18 protein-coding genes are annotated in these 19,922 nt (G+C 59.8%); 12 read left to right on the top strand and 6 right to left on the bottom strand.

What is annotated here, in order from left to right:
• The first annotated feature begins 80 nt into the window (after positions 1-80).
• Together nudE and cysQ are read left to right on the top strand one after the other, a co-directional pair.
• Positions 81-647, top strand: coding sequence for an ADP compounds hydrolase NudE (gene nudE, locus NK667_RS25795; protein WP_054047735.1), 567 nt, complete (start codon positions 81-83; stop codon positions 645-647).
• Positions 644-1,477, top strand: coding sequence for a 3'(2'),5'-bisphosphate nucleotidase CysQ (gene cysQ, locus NK667_RS25790; protein WP_054616523.1), 834 nt, complete (start codon positions 644-646; stop codon positions 1,475-1,477). The genes nudE and cysQ overlap by 4 nt, the downstream gene beginning before the upstream one ends.
• A gap of 129 nt (positions 1,478-1,606) precedes the next feature.
• Here cysQ and NK667_RS25785 read toward each other — a convergent pair whose 3' ends face one another.
• The 4 genes from NK667_RS25785 to rfbC form a co-directional block, all read right to left on the bottom strand.
• Complete coding sequence (locus NK667_RS25785; protein WP_054616522.1) at positions 1,607-2,062, bottom strand: YiiD C-terminal domain-containing protein; 456 nt, start codon at positions 2,060-2,062, stop codon at positions 1,607-1,609.
• Between the two features lie 40 nt (positions 2,063-2,102).
• Positions 2,103-3,497, bottom strand: coding sequence for a sigma-54-dependent transcriptional regulator (locus NK667_RS25780; RefSeq protein WP_054616521.1), 1,395 nt, complete (start codon positions 3,495-3,497; stop codon positions 2,103-2,105).
• Complete coding sequence (locus tag NK667_RS25775) at positions 3,494-5,302, bottom strand: sensor histidine kinase (RefSeq protein ID WP_054616520.1); 1,809 nt, start codon at positions 5,300-5,302, stop codon at positions 3,494-3,496. Before NK667_RS25775 ends, NK667_RS25780 begins: the two co-directional genes overlap by 4 nt.
• Before the next feature lie 106 nt (positions 5,303-5,408).
• Complete coding sequence (rfbC, locus tag NK667_RS25770) at positions 5,409-5,954, bottom strand: dTDP-4-dehydrorhamnose 3,5-epimerase (protein ID WP_054616519.1); 546 nt, start codon at positions 5,952-5,954, stop codon at positions 5,409-5,411.
• Between the two features lie 166 nt (positions 5,955-6,120).
• On the opposite strand from rfbC, the gene NK667_RS25765 reads away from it, so the two are divergent.
• The 4 genes from NK667_RS25765 (at position 6,121) to NK667_RS25750 (ending at position 11,723) form a co-directional block, all read left to right on the top strand.
• The gene (locus NK667_RS25765) at positions 6,121-9,033 is read left to right on the top strand and encodes an aminotransferase (RefSeq protein ID WP_054616518.1); all 2,913 of its coding nucleotides are present in this window, start codon (positions 6,121-6,123) and stop codon (positions 9,031-9,033) included.
• Between the two features lie 243 nt (positions 9,034-9,276).
• Entirely contained in the window at positions 9,277-10,155 is an 879-nt protein-coding gene (gene aguB / locus NK667_RS25760) for an N-carbamoylputrescine amidase (RefSeq protein WP_054616517.1), read from the top strand.
• 4 nt (positions 10,156-10,159) lie between these two features.
• A complete protein-coding gene (aguA, locus tag NK667_RS25755) occupies positions 10,160-11,266 on the top strand; it encodes an agmatine deiminase (RefSeq protein ID WP_054047719.1) in 1,107 nt (368 codons plus the stop codon).
• A gap of 244 nt (positions 11,267-11,510) precedes the next feature.
• A complete protein-coding gene (locus tag NK667_RS25750) occupies positions 11,511-11,723 on the top strand; it encodes a hypothetical protein (protein ID WP_054047717.1) in 213 nt (70 codons plus the stop codon).
• A gap of 184 nt (positions 11,724-11,907) precedes the next feature.
• Here NK667_RS25750 and NK667_RS25745 read toward each other — a convergent pair whose 3' ends face one another.
• On the bottom strand, positions 11,908-14,004 hold the full coding sequence (locus tag NK667_RS25745; RefSeq protein WP_054616516.1) for a TonB-dependent receptor: 2,097 nt from the start codon (positions 14,002-14,004) through the stop codon (positions 11,908-11,910).
• 260 nt (positions 14,005-14,264) lie between these two features.
• On the opposite strand from NK667_RS25745, the gene NK667_RS25740 reads away from it, so the two are divergent.
• The 6 genes from NK667_RS25740 (at position 14,265) to NK667_RS25715 (ending at position 18,937) form a co-directional block, all read left to right on the top strand.
• Complete coding sequence (locus NK667_RS25740) at positions 14,265-14,936, top strand: DsbA family protein (protein ID WP_054616515.1); 672 nt, start codon at positions 14,265-14,267, stop codon at positions 14,934-14,936.
• A 276-nt stretch (positions 14,937-15,212) separates the two neighbouring features.
• Positions 15,213-16,499 carry an OprD family porin gene (locus NK667_RS25735; RefSeq protein ID WP_054054330.1) on the top strand — a complete coding sequence of 429 codons (1,287 nt, stop codon included), beginning with the start codon at positions 15,213-15,215 and terminating at the stop codon, positions 16,497-16,499.
• Between the two features lie 231 nt (positions 16,500-16,730).
• Positions 16,731-17,477: a 2OG-Fe dioxygenase family protein gene (locus NK667_RS25730; protein ID WP_054616514.1), complete on the top strand. Its 747-nt coding sequence runs from the start codon at positions 16,731-16,733 to the stop codon at positions 17,475-17,477.
• 13 nt (positions 17,478-17,490) lie between these two features.
• Entirely contained in the window at positions 17,491-17,928 is a 438-nt protein-coding gene (locus NK667_RS25725) for a GNAT family N-acetyltransferase (protein ID WP_177331470.1), read from the top strand.
• Positions 17,925-18,641 carry an AzlC family ABC transporter permease gene (locus NK667_RS25720; protein ID WP_054054335.1) on the top strand — a complete coding sequence of 239 codons (717 nt, stop codon included), beginning with the start codon at positions 17,925-17,927 and terminating at the stop codon, positions 18,639-18,641. The genes NK667_RS25725 and NK667_RS25720 overlap by 4 nt, the downstream gene beginning before the upstream one ends.
• Complete coding sequence (locus NK667_RS25715; protein WP_010464672.1) at positions 18,620-18,937, top strand: AzlD domain-containing protein; 318 nt, start codon at positions 18,620-18,622, stop codon at positions 18,935-18,937. The genes NK667_RS25720 and NK667_RS25715 overlap by 22 nt, the downstream gene beginning before the upstream one ends.
• Here the strand turns inward: NK667_RS25715 and NK667_RS25710 are convergent.
• A complete protein-coding gene (locus NK667_RS25710) occupies positions 18,854-19,780 on the bottom strand; it encodes a LysR family transcriptional regulator (RefSeq protein ID WP_054616513.1) in 927 nt (308 codons plus the stop codon). The genes NK667_RS25715 and NK667_RS25710 overlap by 84 nt on opposite strands.
• Positions 19,781-19,922: the final 142 nt, after the last annotated feature.

The raw sequence follows: 19,922 nt of genomic DNA, 5'->3' as shown, positions 1-19,922 counted from the left end.
CTCTAACGGTAGAAAGATATCCGACGTAAACAATCGGGAAAGCCGCGTTATAGTAGCGCGTTCACGCCAAGGAGCTTTGCATGCGCCAGAAACCCACCGTACTCGCCCGCGAGATTGTCGCCACCAGCCGTTTATTCTGCGTCGAAGAGCTGAAGCTGCGCTTTTCCAATGGCGTGGAGCGCACTTACGAGCGTTTGGTCGGCAAAGGCGCCGGGTATGGCGCGGTGATGATTGTGGCGATGCTCGATGCGGACCACGCGGTATTGGTCGAAGAATATTGCGGCGGCACCGATGAATATGAATTGTCCTTGCCCAAAGGCTTGATCGAGCCGGGCGAAGACGTGCTGGCGGCGGCCGAGCGGGAGCTCAAGGAAGAGGCCGGGTATGGCGCGCGGCAGTTGGAGCATTTGACCGAGTTGTCGTTGTCGCCCGGTTACATGAGCCAGAAGATTCAGGTGGTATTGGCCACTGACTTGTACGAAGAAAGCCTTGAAGGTGACGAGCCCGAGCCGATGCGGGTGGACAAGGTCAACCTGCGCGAACTGTCGGCCCTGGCGCAGAACCCGCAATTCACCGAGGGTCGTGCCTTGGCGGCGCTGTATCTGGCCCGAGACCTACTGACCCAACGTGGGGTGTTTTTGCCATGAGTTTGAATTTCCCCCATCCGTTGATGGCGTCGGTGGTTGAACTGGCGTTGAAGGCTGGCGAAGCGATCCTGCCTTTTTGGCGAACTGGCACGGCGGTGACCGCCAAGTCCGATGATTCACCGGTCACGGCCGCTGATTTGGCGGCTCACCACGTGATCGTCGACGGGCTGACTGCGCTGGACCCGAGCATCCCGATACTGTCCGAAGAAGACGCCAACATCCCCCAGAGCGTGCGCGCCGGGTGGCAGCGCTGGTGGCTGGTGGACCCGCTGGACGGTACCAAGGAATTTATCTCTGGAAGCGAAGAATTTACCGTCAACATTGCGTTGATCGAGCAGGGCCGTGTGGTGTTTGGCGTAGTGTCGATGCCGACCAATGGCCGCTTCTACGTGGGTGGCGCCGGGCTGGGCGCGTGGCGTGGCGATCAAGGCGCGACGCCGCTGCCGATTCAGGTGCGCGAAGTGCCGGCGGCAGGTGAGGCGTTTACCGTGGTGGCCAGTCGTCGGCATTCCAGTCCTGAGCAGGAGCGCTTGCTGGCTGGGTTGAGTGCCAGTCTGGGTGAGCTGCAACTGGCGAATTTCGGCAGTTCGCTGAAATTCTGCATGTTGGCGGAAGGGGCGGCAGATTGTTATCCGCGCCTGGCCCCGACCTCCCAATGGGACACCGCTGCGGCACAAGGTGTGCTGGAAGGCGCGGGCGGTGAAGTGCTGGATCTGAGCGGTGCGCCGTTTTGTTATCCGGCGCGGGAATCGCTGCTGAACGAGTTTTTCCTGGCGTTACCTGCGAAGGCGGCGTGGCGTGAGAAGTTGTTGGAGCTTGCACGCGGATAAGCTCGTTACGCGATACCCATGTGGGAGCGGGCTTGCTCGCGAAAGCGGTGTGTCAGTCAACATTGATGTTGAGGCTGACGACCCCTTCGCGAGCAAGCCCGCTCCCACAGGTTTTTGTGGCGTCCCGGTTTATCGGTGTAATACGTACTGCCCGGTAAACGTCACCGCATCCTCTTCCGTCCCCACATTCACCACCCGCGAATGCAGCGCCAGCCGTGCCCGGCCATAGCGCTTGTACATCGCCAGAAACTTCTTCCAGACCACCGCACTCGGCGCCTGGCAAATCGCGACAGCATCGCTGGTCACCGGCAGCGGATAGTTGATCAGCCCTTCGTGAATCACGATGTGCCCGTCTTCAATGCCCTCTTCCCGCAAACGCAAATGCAGCCAGCCCCAACCTGCCAGCACCGCGCCGCAGTACAGGCTGCCGCCGAACATGGTGCTTTTGTGATTGACGTTAGGGTCCAGCGGCAAGTGCAGGCGCAGTTGCTGGTCGTGCCAGTCGAGCACTTTCACGCCCATCTCCCGTGTCAGGGGAATGTCGCGATGGAGAACGGATTCCAGGTGACGACTGTCGCGGCTCATTCACAGGTCTCTCGTTGGGAAGTGATGATTTGACGGTAGCTCAATCGAGCTCGTCAGTGTGGCTGTGGGCGCCGCTGTCGGCGAAGTTCAGACCATGCTTGCGCAGCTTGTCGTGCAAGGTCTTGCGCGGAATGCCCAAGGCTTCGGCGAGGCTGCGCACCGAACTGTGGGGCCGGGCCAGTTCGGCGGCGATCAGGGATTTTTCGAAGTTTTCCACCTGCTCGCTCAGACCACCGCTGACTACTTCCACCGTGATGCTGACGCCGCCGTCCGGGGCGCTGTTGTCCAGGGCCAGTTCCAGGCCCAAGGCGAAGCGTTCGGCGGCGTTTTGCAGTTCGCGCACATTGCCCGGCCAGGAGTGCCGTAGCAGCAGGGCCCGTTGCCCCGGTTGCAATTCGTGGGGCGGCAAACCGTGGCGGGCGCTGGCTTCGTCGGCGAAATGCTGGAACAGCATCAACGCATCTTCGCCGCGTTCGCGCAGCGGAGGAATGCGCAGTGGCGCGACATTCAGCCGGTAATACAAGTCGGCGCGGAAGCGGCCCTGATCGGCGGACTGGCGCAGGTCTTCCTTGGTCGCGGCGATGACGCGGATATCCAGCGGGATCAGCTGATTACCGCCCAATCGCTCGACCACACGCTCCTGCAACATGCGCAGCAATTTGACCTGCACATCCAGGCTCATGCTTTCGATTTCATCGAGGAACAGCGTGCCGCCGTTGGCGAACTCGAACTTGCCGATACGGCGCTTTTGCGCTCCGGTAAAGGCGCCGGGCTCGTGACCGAACAGCTCGCTTTCCACCACCGATTCGGCCAAGGCCCCGGCGTTGATCGCCACGAACGGACCGTTACGACGACTCGACAAATCATGCAGCGCCCGCGCCACCACTTCTTTGCCGGCACCGGTTTCGCCGAGGATCAGCACGTCGGCCTTGGTCGCTGCCAATGCACCAATCTGCTCGCGCAGGCGCAACATCGGCGCCGACTGCCCGACCAGTCGGGTGCTCAATTCATTGCGATCGCTCAGGGCCAGACGCAGGCTGCGGTTATCCAGCACCAGTCGGCGCAAGGCCAAGGCGCGGCGCACGCTGTCGAGCAGGGCGTCGCTGGCGAAGGGTTTTTCCAGAAAGTCATAGGCGCCGGCACGCATCGCTTGCACCGCCAGCGGCACATCGCCGTGGCCGGTGATCAGCAGCACCGGCAGTTCCGGGTCCTGGGCGTGCAGTTCGGTCAGCAATTCGAGGCCGTCCATGCCCGGCATGCGGATATCACTGACCACCACGCCCGGCCAGTCACGCTCCAGTTGCCCGACCACGCCTTTAGCTTCAGACAACGGCAGGATTTTCAGGCCGGCCAGGTCCAGGGTCTGGCTCAGGGCCTGACGCAGATGGGGATCGTCGTCGATCAACACGACCTGGATGCGGTTATCGATGGTCATGCACTTCGGTCCTCGGACGGTTGCAGGCTCACACCCGGCGCGCCGGCGCGTAGCTTCAGGGTAATCAGGGCGCCGCCCTCCTTGTGGTTGGAGAACGACAGTTCACCGCCGAAGGCGCGCATCAGGGTGTCGCATATCGCCAGCCCCAGCCCAAGGCCCTGTGTGCGGGTCTTGGTGGTGTAGAAGGGCTCGCCGGCGCGACCCAGCGCTTCCAGGCAAAACCCGGGGCCGTTGTCGCGAATGTACAGGTTGACGCCGTCGGTGGTGGATTGGGCACTCAACCAGAGTTTACGCGGCGGGCCTTTTTCGGTGAGGGCGTCGAGGGCGTTGGCCAGCAGGTTGCCGAGCACTTGGCGCAAACGGGTTTCCCCGGCCTCGACCCACAAGGTGGCGGCCGGTAGATCGCGGATCAGCTCGACTTCCATGCTCCGGCGACGTTTGGCCAACAACGCCAGGGCATCGTCCAGCGCCGGTTGCAGCGCGACGCTTTCCGGGGCGTGGCGATCGCGGCGGGCGAAGGCGCGCAGGTGCGCAATGATCGAGGCCATGCGCCCGGTCAGCTCGCTGATCAGCTTGAGGTTGCCCCGGGCATCGTCTGTGCGTTGATGATCGAGCAGCACTTCGGCGTTTTCCGCGTAGCTGCGGATCGCCGCCAGCGGCTGGTTGAGCTCGTGGCTGATACTTGCCGACATCGTCCCCAACGCCGAGAGCTTGCCGGCCTGCACCAAATCATCCTGGGCGCGCACCAGTTCTTGCTGGGCCTGTTCACGTTCCAGCACTTCCTGCTTCAGGCGTCGGTTGAGGCCTTCGAGGTCGCTGGTACGCTCGGCCACCCGGCCTTCCAGTTCGCGACGGGCCTTGGCTTCGAAGGCGATTCGTTCGAGGTAATGGCGGCGGCGCTGCATCATCAGGCCGAGCAACAACATCAACACCAGCAGGGTCGCGCCACCGATGGCCACGACTGTGCGCACCGGGCGATCAATCAGGGTGCGGGGCGCGAGGATGCTGACGTTCCAGCCGGTTTCCGCGATTGATTGGGTCTGGGTCAGCCAGGCGTTGGGATTGAGCTTCAACGGCTTGGGATTGCGGGTCGGGTAGGGCTGGATCGCGCTTATCGCTTGGTTCTCGTCGTCACTCAAGGTCCGAGTCGAGCGAAAGCGCCACTCGGGCCGCGAGGTGAGGATGACCACGCCGTTATGGTCGGTGAGCAGCAGTTGCTCGGGGGTTTTGCCCCAGAGGCTTTCGGTGTGATCGAGATCGACTTTGACCACCAATACGCCGATGACTTTCTCACCTTCACGCACGGCGGCGGCGAAGAAGTAACCGCGTTTCGCCGAGGTGGTGCCCAGACCGAAAAAGCGTCCGAGCCGCCCGGCCATGGCTTCGCTGAAGTACGGACGGAAGGAAAAATTTCGCCCGACAAAACTGTCGTGTTTATCCCAATTGGACGCCGCCAGGGTCTTGCCGCTGGTGTCCATCAGGTACATGACTTCAGCGCCGGTCTGGGCGCTGATGTTTTTCAGCAGACGATTGGCATTGCCCTGCGTGACGCCATCGTCAGGCGCACCGAGCACGGCGCGCAGGGCGGGCAGGTCGCCGAGAATCTGCGGCAATACTTCATAACGGTGCAGGGTGCCCAGCAGGTTGGCGACGTAGAGGTCGAGGGTTTGACGGTTCTGCCCGGCCAGTTCGCTGCGGTAATAGCGCTCGGCCAGATGCTCCAACGGCCACAACAACGGCGCCAGGCACAGGGCAAGCAGGGCCAGGCTGCGCCAGCGGGGTCTGCGGGGGAGGGTCGGAGTCATGAGCATCGAGCGCCTGGGGGTACAGGCGCATTATGCCTAGGGTTGCGGGCGCAGTCTGCGCACCTGGGGCCAGGCGCGCTGTTGTGGTGAAGATTCAGGCAGCGTTTCAGGAAAAGACGTCAGCGTCCTTGAAGAACGCGGCGGCCTGATCCTTGCCGGACAACTGCGGCGCTTCGTCCAGTTGCCAGTCGATGGCCAGGTCCGGGTCATCCCAACGAATGGCGCGCTCGGCCGACGGAGTGTAGTAGTCGGTGGTCTTGTAGAGGAATTCGGCGAACTCGCTCAGCACCACGAAGCCGTGGGCGAAACCTTCCGGAACCCAAAGTTGACGATGGTTTTCGGCGGACAGGCGTACAGCGACCCATTTGCCGAAGTGCGGCGAGCTGCGGCGAATGTCCACCGCCACGTCAAGCACCTCACCGGCGGTGACGCGCACCAGTTTGCCCTGGGTGTTTTCCAGTTGGTAATGCAGACCGCGCAGCACGCCTTTTTGCGAGCGGGAATGGTTGTCCTGAACAAATTTCGTATTCAGGCCAGTCGCTTCTTCGAAAGCCTTGGCGTTGAAGCTTTCATAAAAGAAGCCGCGCTCGTCACCAAATACCTTGGGCTCGATGATCAGAACACCTGGCAGGTCGGTGGTGACTACATTCATGGGGTTTCTCCAGCAATAGGCGTTGATGGCCGACATTCTTACGCAAAGTGCCGTCTGGCGCGAGGGCTGCGATTGTCTTTTGATGTTTGCAGCCGCAGCTCGGGGGTTGCGTATCGCTGCAAGCGGTGGCGATATAAGCGCCTAATAAAATCTCAGGGGTCGTTGTATGCCGCTCGCCACGTTGATTCACCGCGCCAGTTTGCCCAGCCCCCAAGTGTCTGTGGATCAAGCGCTAGAGCTGTTGCAGGCACATTACGGGTTGAGCGGCTCATTGCAGTCCCTGGGCAGCCAGCAGGACCTCAACTTTCGCGTCGACGCCGAGCGCGGCCGTTTCGTCCTGAAAATCTGCCGGGGTGATTACTCGGCGCTGGAACTACAAGCACAGCACGCGGGGCTCAAGCATTTGGCCGAACATTCCGGCGTGCCGGTGCCGAAAGTGATGCCTGCGCTTAATGGTGAAGACCTGCTGTCGCTGGAAGTCGGCGGGCAGGCCGTGCATGCGCGCCTGCTGGAGTACATCGAAGGCCAGTCGCTGACGCATCTCGATCATTTGCCGGGTGCAGTGGTCGCCGGTTTCGGTCGGCTCTGCGGTGAAATGGATCTGGCCCTGGCCGGTTTCGACCACGCGGGGCTGGAGCGCACGTTGCAGTGGGACGCCCGCTACGCTAACGCCTTGATCACCCACCTGCTGCCGATCATCGAGAATGATCAGCAACGCGGGTTGATTGCCGACGCCGCTGCACACGCTGAACGATGCTTGCTGCCGTTGGTGGAGAAGCTGCCGGTGCAGGCGATTCACATGGACATCACCGACGACAACGTGGTCTGGCGCCTTGATTCGCAACGCCGTTGGCAGTTGCAGGGCGTGATCGATTTCGGTGATCTGATCCGCACCTGGCGCATTACCGATCTGTCGGTGACCTGCGCGGCTTTGCTGCACCACGCCAATGGCGATCCGTTCTACATAGTGCCGGCGGTCCAGGCTTATCACGCGATCAATCCGTTGCAGCATGAAGAGTTGCAAGCGCTCTGGCCGTTGATCGTGGCTCGCGCGGCAGTGCTGGTGCTCAGTGGCGAGCAGCAGGTCAGCGTTGATCCAGGCAATCAATACAGTCGCGACAACCTGACCCACGAATGGGAAATCTTCCGCGTTGCGACTTCGGTGCCATTGGAGTTGATGGAAGCGGCTATTTTGACCGCCGTCGGCCAGCACCTGCCGAGTATCGGCAGTGAAGGTTTCGCTCCGTTGTTGCCGAGCCTGGTCGGTCGTGAATTTGCCCTGATTGACCTGGGCGTTCTCAGTCCGCATTTCGAGGCCGGTAACTGGGAGCAAGAAGGGATTGATCAGCGTCTGCTGACCGAAGCCGCGGCGACCCACGGTCTGGCGGCCAGTCGTTATGGTCAATACCGTTTGTCCCGCACCCGGCCGGACAGCGCTACTGAGCCGGATACCTGCCCTCTGCACGTGGAATTGCGAGTGCCGGTTGGCACCGCCGTCGAATCACCGTTTGCCGGTGTTGTTCACCAACCGGCGGCGGGCGTGTTGCAACTCGACGGCCCGCAACTGAGCGTGCGCCTGTGGGGCGTGACCCCGTCGCTGCACGTCGGTGCGGCGCTGGTCAAAGGTCAGGTGCTGGGTTCGGTCAGCGGGCCGCTGATCGTGCAGTTGTGCCGAGGGGCTTCGTTCGATGCGCCGCTGTTTTGCTCGCCGTCCCGCGCGTTGGCCTGGCAAGCGTTGTGTCCGTCGCCGGCAGTGCTGCTGGGGCTGGCGTGTGATGCTGAAGAAGAACTCGATTCGCAGACTTTGTTGGCCCGTCGCGACGCGAGTTTCGCCCGCACTCAAAAACATTATTACGTCGATCCGCCGCGCATTGAGCGCGGCTGGCGCAATCACCTGATCGACATGCAGGGCCGCTCCTACCTCGACATGCTCAACAACGTCGCGGTGCTTGGTCACGGTCATCCACGCATGGCTGCTGTCGCCAGTCGTCAGTGGTCGCTGCTCAATACCAACTCTCGGTTTAACTACGCGGCAGTTGCCGAGTTCTCCGAGCGTTTGTTGAAGTTGGCGCCGGATTCCATGGACCGCGTGTTCCTGGTCAACAGCGGCAGCGAGGCCAACGACTTGGCGATTCGCCTGGCGTGGGCTTACAGCGGCGGGCGCGACATGCTCAGCGTGCTTGAGGCCTATCACGGCTGGACGGTGGGTGCGGACGCAGTTTCGACTTCGATTGCCGACAACCCCAAGGCTTTGAGCAGCCGCCCGGACTGGGTGCATCCGGTCATCGCGCCGAACACCTATCGCGGCGAATTCCGTGGCCCGGACAGCGCGCCGGACTACGTGCGCAGCGTCGAGCACAACCTCGCGAAAATCGCCGAGCAGAAACGCCAGTTGGCCGGTTTCATCTGTGAGCCGGTGTACGGCAACGCGGGCGGAATCTCGTTGCCGCCGGGCTATTTGCAGCAGGTGTATGCGCTGGTCCGCGCCCAGGGCGGCGTGTGCATCGCCGATGAAGTGCAGGTTGGTTATGGCCGTATGGGCCACTTTTTCTGGGGCTTCGAAGAGCAGGGCGTGGTGCCGGACATCATCACCATGGCCAAGGGCATGGGCAACGGCCAGCCATTGGGCGCGGTGATCACTCGCCGGGAAATCGCCGAAGCGCTGGAGGCCGAGGGGTATTTCTTCTCGTCGGCGGGCGGCAGTCCGGTCAGTTGCCAGATCGGCATGGCAGTGCTGGATGTGATGGAAGAGGAAAAACTCTGGGAAAACGCGCAGGTCGTCGGCGGCTATTTCAAGCAGCGGCTTGAAGCGCTGATCGATATTCACCCGCTGGTGGGCGCGGTGCATGGTTCCGGTTTTTACCTGGGCGTAGAACTGATCCGAAACCGCGAAACTTTGGAGCCGGCGACCGAAGAAACCACGGCGCTGTGTGATCGCCTGCGTGAGCTGGGGATTTTCATGCAGCCGACGGGGGATTTCCTCAACGTCCTCAAGATCAAACCGCCGATGGTGACCTCGCGGCAGAGTGTGGATTTCTTTGTCGATATGCTCTCGAAGGTGCTCGCAGAAGGCCTGTAAACACCATCCCCCTGTGGGAGCGGGCTTGCTCGCGAAAGAGGAGTGTCAGTCGACATAATTGCTGAATGACACTCCGCTTTCGCGAGCAAGCCCGCTCCCACATGGACCGCGGTTAAGTTCGATTGTTATCGGCTTTTTCTTGTTGTTTTTAGATGAAAGGCATCCCGGAAGCTTCTAAAGCCGATATTTATCGGCTATAAAGTCGCCATTGCCTTCCTATAAAAATGACCCAGGAGATGATTCATGAGCCGTATCGTTACCGTAGCCGCCACCCAGATGGCTTGTTCGTGGGATCTCGAAGCGAATATCGAGACCGCCGAGAAGTTGGTCCGTGAGGCCGCGGCCAAAGGTGCGCAGATCATCCTGATCCAGGAATTGTTCGAGGCGCCGTACTTCTGCCAGAAGCCGAACCCGGATTACCTGCAACTGGCCACGACCGTTGAAGACAACGTCGCCATCAAGCATTTCCAGAAAGTCGCCAAAGAACTGCAAGTGGTGCTGCCGATCAGCTTTTACGAGCTGGCGGGCCGCGCGCGGTTCAACAGCATCGCGATCATCGATGCCGACGGTTCCAACCTCGGGATTTATCGGAAAAGCCACATTCCAGACGGCCCGGGCTACCACGAAAAGTATTACTTCAACCCCGGCGATACCGGCTTCAAAGTCTGGAACACCCGTTACGCGAAAATCGGCGTGGGCATCTGCTGGGACCAGTGGTTCCCGGAATGTGCGCGTAGCATGGCGCTGCTCGGCGCGGAAATCCTGTTCTATCCGACCGCCATCGGCAGCGAGCCCCACGACAAGACCATCTCGTCCCGTGACCACTGGCAGCGTGTGCAACAGGGCCATGCCGGCGCCAACCTGATGCCGCTGATCGCCAGCAATCGCATCGGCAATGAAGAACAGGACGGCTACGACATTACCTTCTACGGCTCGTCGTTTATCGCCAACCAGTTCGGCGAAAAGGTCCAGGAACTCGACCAGACCGAAGAGGGTGTGCTGGTTCACAGCTTCGACCTCGATGAACTCGAGCACGTCCGCAGTGCATGGGGCTCGTTCCGTGATCGTCGCCCGAACCTATACAATGCGCTGAAAACCCTCGACGGTTCCCTGGAGTCCTGACTGCATGACCACTTTAAACAGCACCCCGCGCGCCGACGGCTTCTACATGCCCGCCGAGTGGGCGCCACAAACCCAAACCTGGATGATCTGGCCCGAGCGCCCGGACAACTGGCGCCTGGGCGGCAAACCGGCGCAAGCCGCACACGTTGCGGTGGCCAAGGCCATCGCGCGTTTTGAACCGGTGACCGTGGCGGTATCCGCCGGCCAATATGAAAACGCTCGTGCACGTCTCGACGTGCCGAATATCCGCGTGGTCGAGATGTCCAGCGATGACGCCTGGGTGCGCGACACCGGCCCGACTTTCGTCATCAACAACAGCGGCGAAGTCCGTGGTGTGAACTGGGACTTCAACTCCTGGGGCGGTTTTGACGGCGGTTTGTATTCGCCGTGGAACCGTGACTCCCAGGTCGGCGGCAAGATCCTCGAGATCGAGCGCAACCAACGCTACCGCACCGAAGGCTTCGTGCTCGAAGGCGGGTCGATTCACGTCGACGGCGAAGGCACGCTGATCACCACCGAAGAATGCCTGCTCAACCGCAATCGCAATCCGCACCTGAATCGTGCGGACATTGAAGCGGTGCTCAGCGCGAATCTGGCTGTGGATAAAATCATCTGGCTGCCGGACGGTTTGTTCAACGACGAAACTGACGGGCATGTGGATAACTTCTGCTGCTACGTGCGTCCGGGCGAAGTATTGCTGGCCTGGACCGATGACCCGCAGGACCCGAACTACCCGCGTTGCCAGGCGGCGATGAAAGTGCTGGAAAGCAGCACCGACGCCAAAGGGCGCCCATTCACGGTGCATAAGATGCCGATTCCGGGGCCGCTGTATGCGACCGAAGAAGAGTGCGCCGGTGTCGATCCGGTGGACGGCACCCAGGAACGCAATCCTAGCGTGCGTCTGGCCGGTTCCTACGTGAACTTCCTGATCGTGAACGGCGGCATCATTGCGCCGAGCTTCGACGATCCGCTGGACGGTCCGGCCAAGGAGATTCTGCAGAGCCTGTTCCCACAGCACGAAGTGGTGATGGTGCCGGGCCGCGAACTGTTACTGGGCGGCGGTAACATCCACTGCCTTACTCAACAACAGCCCGCGCCGCACAACGAGTGAGTGGGGTTGTAACAGCTTGAGTTGATTGCCTATTCACTCTCGCAAACGTTTCCGCCCTCTGTTTGACAGGAAGCCCGCAGCCCGTGAGGACTGCGGGCTTTTTTGTATCCGCTCATCGACAGGTCGGAAACATTGGCACAGCTCTTGTATCTGTCATGGCGCAATACAGGGAGGGGAGAACTGCGATGTTCTGTCATAAACCTTGGATAAGTTAGCCGCTCACAAACCGGGAGAGAGCGCCGAAATGAACGCCGAAGTGAACGTAGTGAGCGAGCGGGCATTGCATCCCCTGGCAGTCAATGGCGAATCGCTGCAGATCCTTGCGCACTGGTTGAAATCCAATGGAACGCGTCAGATCAGGGAACCTGATCCGCGCCGGATGATGATCGAGCGCTACCCCGCTGGTTTATTCAGCGAAGCGGAACTGGAAGCGTTGTGGGATGTGATGGAAGGATAAAAAGAACAACAAAGGATTGCCGAAAGCGCTGCCGGGAGGGCGGCGCTTTTTTATGGGCAAAGGTTTTATGAACACCGGAGATCAAATGTGGGAGCGGGCTTGCTCGCGAAGGCTGAGTGTCAGTAAACAATTCTCTGACTGGCACACCGCTTTCGCGAGCAAGCCCGCTCCCACAGGGTATCGATTAGAAGCTGTAGGTCCCGGTCACCACCAGGCTACGCGGCGCCCCTGGCTGAATCTGATACTGGCTGGTAGCCGACGAGTAATAGGTCTTGTCGCTGATGTTGTTCAACGCCGCGCGCAAGTCCCAATCCTTCTGCCGGAACCCGGCCAGTGCATCCCAACGTCCATAACCCGGCAGGACCGTGGTGTTGAGGTTGTCAGCATAGCGCTCGCCGACAAATGTCAGGCCGGTCTCGGCGTACCAACCCATCTCCGGTTTCCAGGTCAGGAACAGGCTGCCGTTGTGTTTGGCCACGTTGCTGACGCGTTTGCCTTCAAAGCCATTGTTGTCTTTTACGACGGTCGCGTCCTGCACGCCCACGCCACCGCGCACATACCAGTTGCCACCGAGTTTGCCGGTGCCGGTCAGCTCGACACCACGGGAGCGTTGCTCGCCGGTGAGCAAGGTGACGGTCGGGTTGAGTGGATCGCTGGTGCGGCGGTTGTAGAGTTCCAGTTCGTAGATCGCCAGGGTGGTGCTCAGGCGATCGTCGAGCCAGTCGCTCTTCACGCCGATTTCCTTTTGCTTGGTCAGCTCCGGGCTCAAGTCGTTGCTGTTGCCGGCCACGCCCGGGGTGATGCCGATCAGGCCGCCGCCCACAGGCGAGAACGTCTTGGTCCAGGAAGCGTAGAAGGAATGATTCTGCAGCGGCGTCCAGACAATTCCTACACGGGGGCTGGTGCTGTGGCTGTCGCGATCTTCGGAAATGTTCCGCAGCTTGTTGGTCGATTCGATGTCGAAGGTGTCGTAACGCAAACCGGCCAGTAGTTGCCATTGATCGTTCAGGCGCAGTTGGTCCTGCACGTACACCGCGCGGCTTTCGACTTCTGTGTGGTTGTCGCTGGAGACCTGCATGCGTCCGGTATGGCGCAAGTCGCGGTTCGGGTTGTACAGATCCAGCGCGGGTACCGGAGAGCTGCCCGCCCCGGATGTGGCGGCGTTGTACAACTTTGGATCGCGGCGCTGGCTGCCGATCTCGATACCGGTGAGTAGGCGATGCTCAAGGCCGAAGGTGTCGAAGCCACCTTCCAGCTCTACGTTGTTGAACACGTTGCGCGTGGTCAAGTCCTGCTGCCAATGCTGGCGAGTGACTCTTCTGGTGGCTGGGGTGTAACCCGTCTGGTAGGTGTTGTCGAAATCACTGTCGAGCTTGAACACACCCAGCGTATGACGCAGCTGCCAGTTATCGCTGAGTTCATAGCTGAGTTTTGAGCGTAGGGATTGCGACTTGTCGTCGATGAAATCGTGATCGTTGCCGTAGGTCGTATCCCGTCCTACATCCGCCGGGCGCCCATTGACCCCGGGAACGCCGCGATCCGGCGTGCGGTTGTAGCGGCTGTATTCGTACTGCACCAGCCAGTTCAAGTCCGGCGTCAGTTGCCAGCTCATGGATGGCGCGAACAATTTGCGGTTGCCGCTGACGCCATCACGGAAGCTATTTTCGTCCATGTTGCCCATGTTCAAGCGCAGGCTGATGTTCTCGCTCGGATCAGTGCTGAGGTCGGCATAAAGGCTGCGCAAATCTTCGCTGCCGCCTTGGGCTTCGATGGTCGAGCGGCGACCGAATTCCGGCAGCTTGCTGACGCGGTTGACGATCCCGCCCTGGCTGCCACGGCCATACAACACGGCGGCCGGGCCCTTGAGCACTTCGATGCGCTCGATGTTGTGCAAGTCGCGCACGTATTGGCTGTCGTCGCGGATGCCGTCGAGGTAGAAGTCGTTGCTGGCGTCGAAACCACGGATGCGCAGGCTGTCGAAGCGGGTGTCGGCGCCGCTGCTGACGTTGGGAATGCCGCTGAGCGCAGTGCCCAGGTCATTGGTGCCGTAATCCGCGACGTTGGCGATTTTTATCGAGTCGATGGCTTGCGGCACATAACGCACCGGGGTTGCCGTGCGCGTGGCGGTGCTGGTTTCTTTTACCCGTGGGTCGTCGGCTTCAGCTGTTTCGGCGCTGATGGATGTTTCGGGCAAGGTTGTAGGCGCAGCGTAGGAAAAACCGGCAGACAGCAGAGCAGAGAGGCCAAAACTGTAGGAAGTAAGACGAAAGGGGGCAGGCATTGAAGGACGCGTCCGTAGGAATTTAGGCGGTATCGTGTAGGGCGCGAATGGTAATGCTTGCTATTTACTTCCGTTAATTATTCCTGATAGAGGCGGCGGTTTGATTGTTTCGAATTGTGTCTTGATTGCTACAGTGAGTCGCAGCAAGCATTCGACCGATTCACGAAACAGACTGAAAGCCATTCCAGCGTTTTTCCGAAACGGTCTTGGGACTAGTCTGCCGGCATCGATTTTTCCCACCTCTTCGCCGGAGTTTTCCCATGAACCTTCACTACATTTACGACCCGTTGTGCGGCTGGTGCTACGGCGCCAAACCTCTGGTGCAGGCCGCCCAAGCCGTACTGCCGGTGATTGCTCACGGCGGCGGCATGATGACCGGCGCCAATCGCCAGACCGTTTCGCCACAACTGCGCAACTACGTGATGCCCCACGATCGGCGCATTGCCGAATTCACCGGCCAGCCGTTTGGCGAGGCGTATTTCGAAGGTTTGCTGCGCGATGAAACCGCTGTCTTCGATTCCGCACCGCCGATTGCCGCGGTGCTGGCGGCCGAGCAGATCGCCGGGCGCGGACTGGAATTGCTGGGTCGTTTGCAGAGTGCTCATTATCTGGAAGGGCGCCGCATCGCTGACGAAGCGGTGCTGCTGGAGTTGGCGAACGCCATCGGTCTCGAACCGCAAATTTTCCAAAGTGCTTATAAAGAAGTCGACACGGATCGCCACATCAAGGAGAGCCGCGCACTGCTGGCCAATGTCGGCGGCCAAGGCTTCCCGACTTTCGCCTTGGAACAGAACGGCCAATTCACTTTGATCGACATCGGCCCGTGGCTGGGTAAGCCTGAAGCGTTTGCCGCATGGCTCAGTCAATCACTTCCAGCCCAAGCCCCGGCGGCTGAGTTTCAAGCATGCGGCCTTGACGGCTGCATCCACTGAATTCCCGTCGAATCGTGCAACTGACACTCGCGGACGCGGATTTCTTAGACGATTTTTACCTATTCTCAGACGATTCATGAAATTGACATAACCTTGAGGGCGCGGATAGGATTCGCGCCAACGCCTGTGGCCAACCGCCACGACTCACAAAACAATAAAAGGCCCGCCGCGATCGCTCGTGGGCGGGCCTTTTTGTTTCAGGGTGAAAAAAGAGCGCAACAGCGCCGTTTCAGCCGTTCGGCACAGCGCGTATCAACCGGTAATAAGGAAAATAATATGTTGAACAAGCGAATCAGCCTGATCGCTCTGGGGATGTTGAGCGCTACACAGGCCATGGCTAACGACCAGGCCGAAGCCAAGGGATTTGTTGAAGACAGCAGCCTCAAAGTGCTGCTGCGCAACGCCTACATCAATCGTGATTACAAAGACGGCAACCCGGACAGATCCGAGTGGGGCCAAGCGGCCATCGGTACGTTCTCGTCCGGTTTCACCCAAGGCACCGTTGGTGTCGGCGTAAACGCTTTCGGTCTGTACGCCCTCAATCTGGAGCGCAGTGAAGACCGCAGCGGTGCCCAGGGCATCGATTTCTTCAAGAAGGGCGACAGCGGCAACCCGGCCAACGACTTGTCCAAGGGCGGCGCAGCCGTCAAATTCCGTTTGTCGAGCACCACGCTGACCTACGGCGACCAGATGCCGGAATTGCCGGTGCTGAACTACGACAATTCGCGCCTGCTGCCAGAAAGTTACACCGGCACCTTGATCACTTCCAAGGAGATCAAAGGCCTGGTCCTGAACGCCGGTCGCTTCACCGCCGAATCGCGTAAAAGCGCTGAAGGCCGTGATAGCGGTGGCTTGAAGTCGATCAACGTGTTGGGCGGCAGCTACCAGTTCACCGAACAGTTCAAGGCTTCGGTTTACGCGTCCGACGTCGAAGACGTGCTGAAGAAGCAATACGTGAACGCTAACTACGTGTTCCCGATCGACAAGGATCAGTCCCTGACCCTGGACTTCAATGGCTACCGCACCAAGCTGGACAATTCCTACGTCCGCGAAAACGGTATCACCGGCGACGACAACAAGATCTGGAGCCTGGCAGCGACCTTCGCCACCGGCCCGCACTCGTTCACGCTCGCTCACCAGCGCAGCACTGGCGACAGCAACCTGGGCTACGCCTACGGCGGCTATCAGAAAGATCAAGGTCGCGTCGGCGATGGCGGCAACACCATCTACCTGGCCAACTCCTACTGGTCTGACTTCAACGCCGAAGACGAACGCAGCTGGCAGCTGGGCTACGGCCTGGACTTCAGCACTTTCGGCGTTCCGGGCCTGAGCTACAACTTCGCCTATGTGCGCGGTGACAACATCACCACGTCCACCAGCGAAGGTGGCACCGAGCGTGAGATCTTCAACCAGTTCAAGTACGTCGTGCAAAGTGGCCCGGCCAAAGACCTGAGCGTGAAGTTGCGCAGCTCGATCCTGCGTGTGTCGCAGAAATCCAGCGAGTACAACGTCAGCGGTAACGAAGTGCGCGTGTTCGTGGATTACCCGATCAACATCTTCTGATGATCGCTTGAGTTGATAAAACTCACTAAAAAACCCCGACTGGCTCGGGGTTTTTTTGGGCGGCATTTTGGTAAAAACGTTCTAAAAACGCTTTTTTGAGCATAAAAAAGTCGATTCAAAGCATCTTTTTACCGCGCTTCAAGCAACGCTTGAGATGCCTGAAATTCTTTCTCATGGGACGGAAATCCCGCACCTAATAGATTAGGCCGCTCAACGCAGCGGAGACTAGTAATGATCGTTTTAAACAGAGAAGTTGGCGAATCGCTAAGGCGCGACAAATTTGTCAACGTCCAGGGTGGTGACTTCAATCTCTACGGTCATTTCGCCGACTTCGTCAGACTGACCAGAAGTTGGGAAAACATGGAGCCGGACAGCTATTACGGCCAGGCCGAATCCGGTATGCGTTTCCGTCGCTACAGCGATTTTGAATACAACCCGGTGACCCGCGATCTGAAGCAGCTGGAACACCGTGCCTATGTTCAATCCAAGGCCAACAACAGCTACGTCGGCGGAATGATTCGTCACTTCCAGGACTTCTCCGATGAAGTGATTAATTCGCCGGTGATGCGCAGCCTCATCGACATCGACTTTGAAGTGTACAAAAACGTCCTGCCGCCGGAGCTGCACGATCAAATCTGGCAATGCCAGATCCATCAGATCCGCATCGAGATCAAGCCGGGCAAACAACTGGAAATCACCCCTGAAGGCATTCATTGCGACGGTTATCCGTTCAGCGGCGTGCACTTCTGGGGACGCAACAACGTGGAGGGGGCCGAGAGTCGTCTCTACAGCTCACACGAAGAGCAGTTGGCGTCGACGACCTATCAGGAAATTCTCGACACCACGTTCTTCCTCGATCGCGATATGCGCCACTACGTGACCCCGGCGCGCAATGTGCATTCCCACGACATGGCGTACCGGCAAATCCTGGCGATTTCTTTCTCGCGGCCTGGGACCGCTTTCGACATTGTTCGCTGAACAGCTCGACCTCATGGACAGCGCCTCGGCATCAGTGATGCTGTGGCGGGCGAATGCCAAGGATGCGCTGCGCCTGGAGCGCTTTTTCCGGCAGTTCGACGAAGTGTCGTTCTGCGAGTGGCAGGATGCCAAATGCCTGCGCGGTGTATTGGTGCAGAAGACCACCACCGCGTACCTGGCGCTCGACCTCAATGGCGAAGTGGTCGGCGCGGTGCTGGGCGGCATGCTCGGCAGCCGTGGCACCATCAACCACTTGGCGGTGAGCCCGCAATATCGCGCTCAGGGCGTGGGCCAACGTTTGGTGGAAGCGGCGTCGGCGGATATGAAACGCGTGGGCGTACTGCGGATGTTCCTGTTTGTCGACGATGCTAACCTTGCCGGCAAGCGATTTTGGACTGCCCAGGGTTTTTGCGAGCCGCGTGGCGAAACGACCTTTGAGAGGGACCTATGAATGAGACGTCCAGCAGCCAGCCGCTGATGGTCGAGCCGCAGCCTTCGCGCACCTTTGCAGAAGCCAGCCCGGTCGTGGCCGGTTACTTCACGGTGTCGTTTGTGTTTGGTTTGATGGCCGTCAACGCCGGGTTGCCCGTTTGGTTGCCGGTCGCCATGTGCCTGTTCGTGTATGCCGGCGCTTCGCAGTTCGCCGCGTTGGCGCTGATCTCCAGCGGTGCGTCGCTGACCACGATTATCCTCACCACGTTTTTGATCAACGCGCGGCACATGCTGATGTCGGTCTACATGGCCAAGGCATTGCGCGCATTGGGCCTCAGCCGATTTGAACGCTGGTGTTATGCCGGCGGGCTGACCGATGAATCGTTCGCCTTCCACAGCGTGAAACTCGGCAGCGGCGCACCGGTCAACGTGCGTTACCTGATCGGCTTCAATCTGTTTTGCCACACCTCATGGGTGCTCGGCGGTTTGCTCGGGGCGATCTGCGCGCAGTACGCATCGCACCTGATCAAGTATCAACTCGACTACGCCCTGACCGCGATGATGCTCTACGTGCTGGTGTCGCTGTGCAACACCCGCAACAAGCTGATCGCCGCTGCGGCCGCGGTCGCCTGCATGGGCGCCTTGAGCCTGGTCGGCAGCTCGCCATTCAACGTATTTATCGCCACATTCGTGGGTTGCGGGGTGGGTGTATGCCTGACCAAACGTTCCTGATCCTGGTCGTCGTACTGATGATGGCCGTGACTTTCCTGCCGCGCGCGTTGCCGCTGCAGGTCAACACCGACCATTGGCCACCCTTCGTTGCGCGGGCGCTGGAATACCTGCCGGTGGCGATCGTGGCTGCAATCAGCCTCACGCCCTTGTTGATCAAGGACCAGCATGTGCAGCTCGATCGCCCGGAATTCTATGCCGCGATTCCGACGTTGTTATGTGCGTATTTCAGCAAAAACCTCTTTCTCAGTGTGGCGGTTGGGACGGCTGCGTACATTGCGCTCGGCTCGTTCATGTAGGCGCAGGTCGACCACATCGCTGAGCGCCTGGCCCGACAGCTCGGGGTTATTGACCGCCAGCCGCACTTCGAGGAAATCCTCGAAATCCGGGAAAATGGTCAAGCCGTTACGCTGGGCGGCCTCGCGGGACACCATGCCGATGCCGTCCATTTGCGGGATCAGCGACAGGGTCAGGGTTTCGCTGCAGGAATAAATCGTCCGTTGCCCGGTTTCGTAATTGCCTAGGCCGGCGTCGAGAAAGCGCAAGAAGCTGTGGGAATACGGACAGTCGTCCGCCGGACGAACCTGAAGCTTGTCGCCCAGCATCACCAGCGGATCGTTCTCCTGGCCACAGTGCGCACCGACCACCTGAACGTGCACGTCCGGCAGCAAAATACTCGGCAATCCAGGCTTCTGCGGGCCAATCAACACAGCCAGGTCGAAATCTTCATTCTTCAGCTTGCTGAGGTTTTCCATCGACTCGGCGTAGGAGAACTCCAGTTGATGATCCGGAAACACCTCGAACAGGCGTCCGATCATTCGCCGATTGAAATCCTCCGACAGCGTGGTATTCAGCGCCACCTTCAGCGTGCGCTGACCGGGCACCTTCAATGCTGCGACTTTCTCTTCCATCTGCCGCGTGGCAACCAGAACCTTGTCGATATAAGGCGTGAGCTCCGTGCCCTGGGTGGTCAGGGTCAAGCCTTTGTTGGAACGTCGAAACAGGCGAAAACCAAACTGCTCTTCGACCTTGTTCAACTGCGCGGCCAACGCCTGCACCGTCAAACAGGAATGCTCTGCCGCCGCCGACAACGAGCCGGTCTGCACAATGCGCATGAGGTTGCGTAAGGTTCTGCTATCCATGGGGTAATGCCCTCTAAAGTGGGCTGGCAATTGTTGTGTACTCAGCGGCCGATCCTGCGCCTATGCCGGCTATATTCCTGCACCTGAGCATAGTTGTCGCGGGTTTAGTAGCGAATTGATTCCGCAGCCGATGGCTGGAGGC

The organism is Pseudomonas nunensis (genome assembly GCF_024296925.1).
Lineage (GTDB): Bacteria > Pseudomonadota > Gammaproteobacteria > Pseudomonadales > Pseudomonadaceae > Aquipseudomonas > Aquipseudomonas nunensis.
Note: the sequence above shows the minus strand (reverse complement) of the source record. Positions and strands in the feature narration are given on the sequence as shown.

Excerpts from the sequence above, each read along its gene's own strand:
- NK667_RS25710 (WP_054616513.1), bottom strand. The coding sequence starts at position 19,780 with ATGGATAGCAGAACCTTACGCAACCTCATGCGCATTGTGCAGACCGGC.
- NK667_RS25780 (WP_054616521.1), bottom strand. The coding sequence starts at position 3,497 with ATGACCATCGATAACCGCATCCAGGTCGTGTTGATCGACGACGATCCC.
- aguA (WP_054047719.1), top strand. The coding sequence starts at position 10,160 with ATGACCACTTTAAACAGCACCCCGCGCGCCGACGGCTTCTACATGCCC.
- NK667_RS25750 (WP_054047717.1), top strand. The coding sequence starts at position 11,511 with ATGAACGCCGAAGTGAACGTAGTGAGCGAGCGGGCATTGCATCCCCTG.
- NK667_RS25725 (WP_177331470.1), top strand. The coding sequence starts at position 17,491 with ATGGACAGCGCCTCGGCATCAGTGATGCTGTGGCGGGCGAATGCCAAG.
- aguB (WP_054616517.1), top strand. The coding sequence starts at position 9,277 with ATGAGCCGTATCGTTACCGTAGCCGCCACCCAGATGGCTTGTTCGTGG.
- NK667_RS25785 (WP_054616522.1), bottom strand. The coding sequence starts at position 2,062 with ATGAGCCGCGACAGTCGTCACCTGGAATCCGTTCTCCATCGCGACATT.
- NK667_RS25720 (WP_054054335.1), top strand. The coding sequence starts at position 17,925 with ATGAATGAGACGTCCAGCAGCCAGCCGCTGATGGTCGAGCCGCAGCCT.
- NK667_RS25735 (WP_054054330.1), top strand. The coding sequence starts at position 15,213 with ATGTTGAACAAGCGAATCAGCCTGATCGCTCTGGGGATGTTGAGCGCT.
- cysQ (WP_054616523.1), top strand. The coding sequence starts at position 644 with ATGAGTTTGAATTTCCCCCATCCGTTGATGGCGTCGGTGGTTGAACTG.
- nudE (WP_054047735.1), top strand. The coding sequence starts at position 81 with ATGCGCCAGAAACCCACCGTACTCGCCCGCGAGATTGTCGCCACCAGC.
- NK667_RS25740 (WP_054616515.1), top strand. The coding sequence starts at position 14,265 with ATGAACCTTCACTACATTTACGACCCGTTGTGCGGCTGGTGCTACGGC.
- NK667_RS25765 (WP_054616518.1), top strand. The coding sequence starts at position 6,121 with ATGCCGCTCGCCACGTTGATTCACCGCGCCAGTTTGCCCAGCCCCCAA.
- NK667_RS25775 (WP_054616520.1), bottom strand. The coding sequence starts at position 5,302 with ATGACTCCGACCCTCCCCCGCAGACCCCGCTGGCGCAGCCTGGCCCTG.
- NK667_RS25730 (WP_054616514.1), top strand. The coding sequence starts at position 16,731 with ATGATCGTTTTAAACAGAGAAGTTGGCGAATCGCTAAGGCGCGACAAA.
- NK667_RS25745 (WP_054616516.1), bottom strand. The coding sequence starts at position 14,004 with ATGCCTGCCCCCTTTCGTCTTACTTCCTACAGTTTTGGCCTCTCTGCT.
- NK667_RS25715 (WP_010464672.1), top strand. The coding sequence starts at position 18,620 with ATGCCTGACCAAACGTTCCTGATCCTGGTCGTCGTACTGATGATGGCC.
- rfbC (WP_054616519.1), bottom strand. The coding sequence starts at position 5,954 with ATGAATGTAGTCACCACCGACCTGCCAGGTGTTCTGATCATCGAGCCC.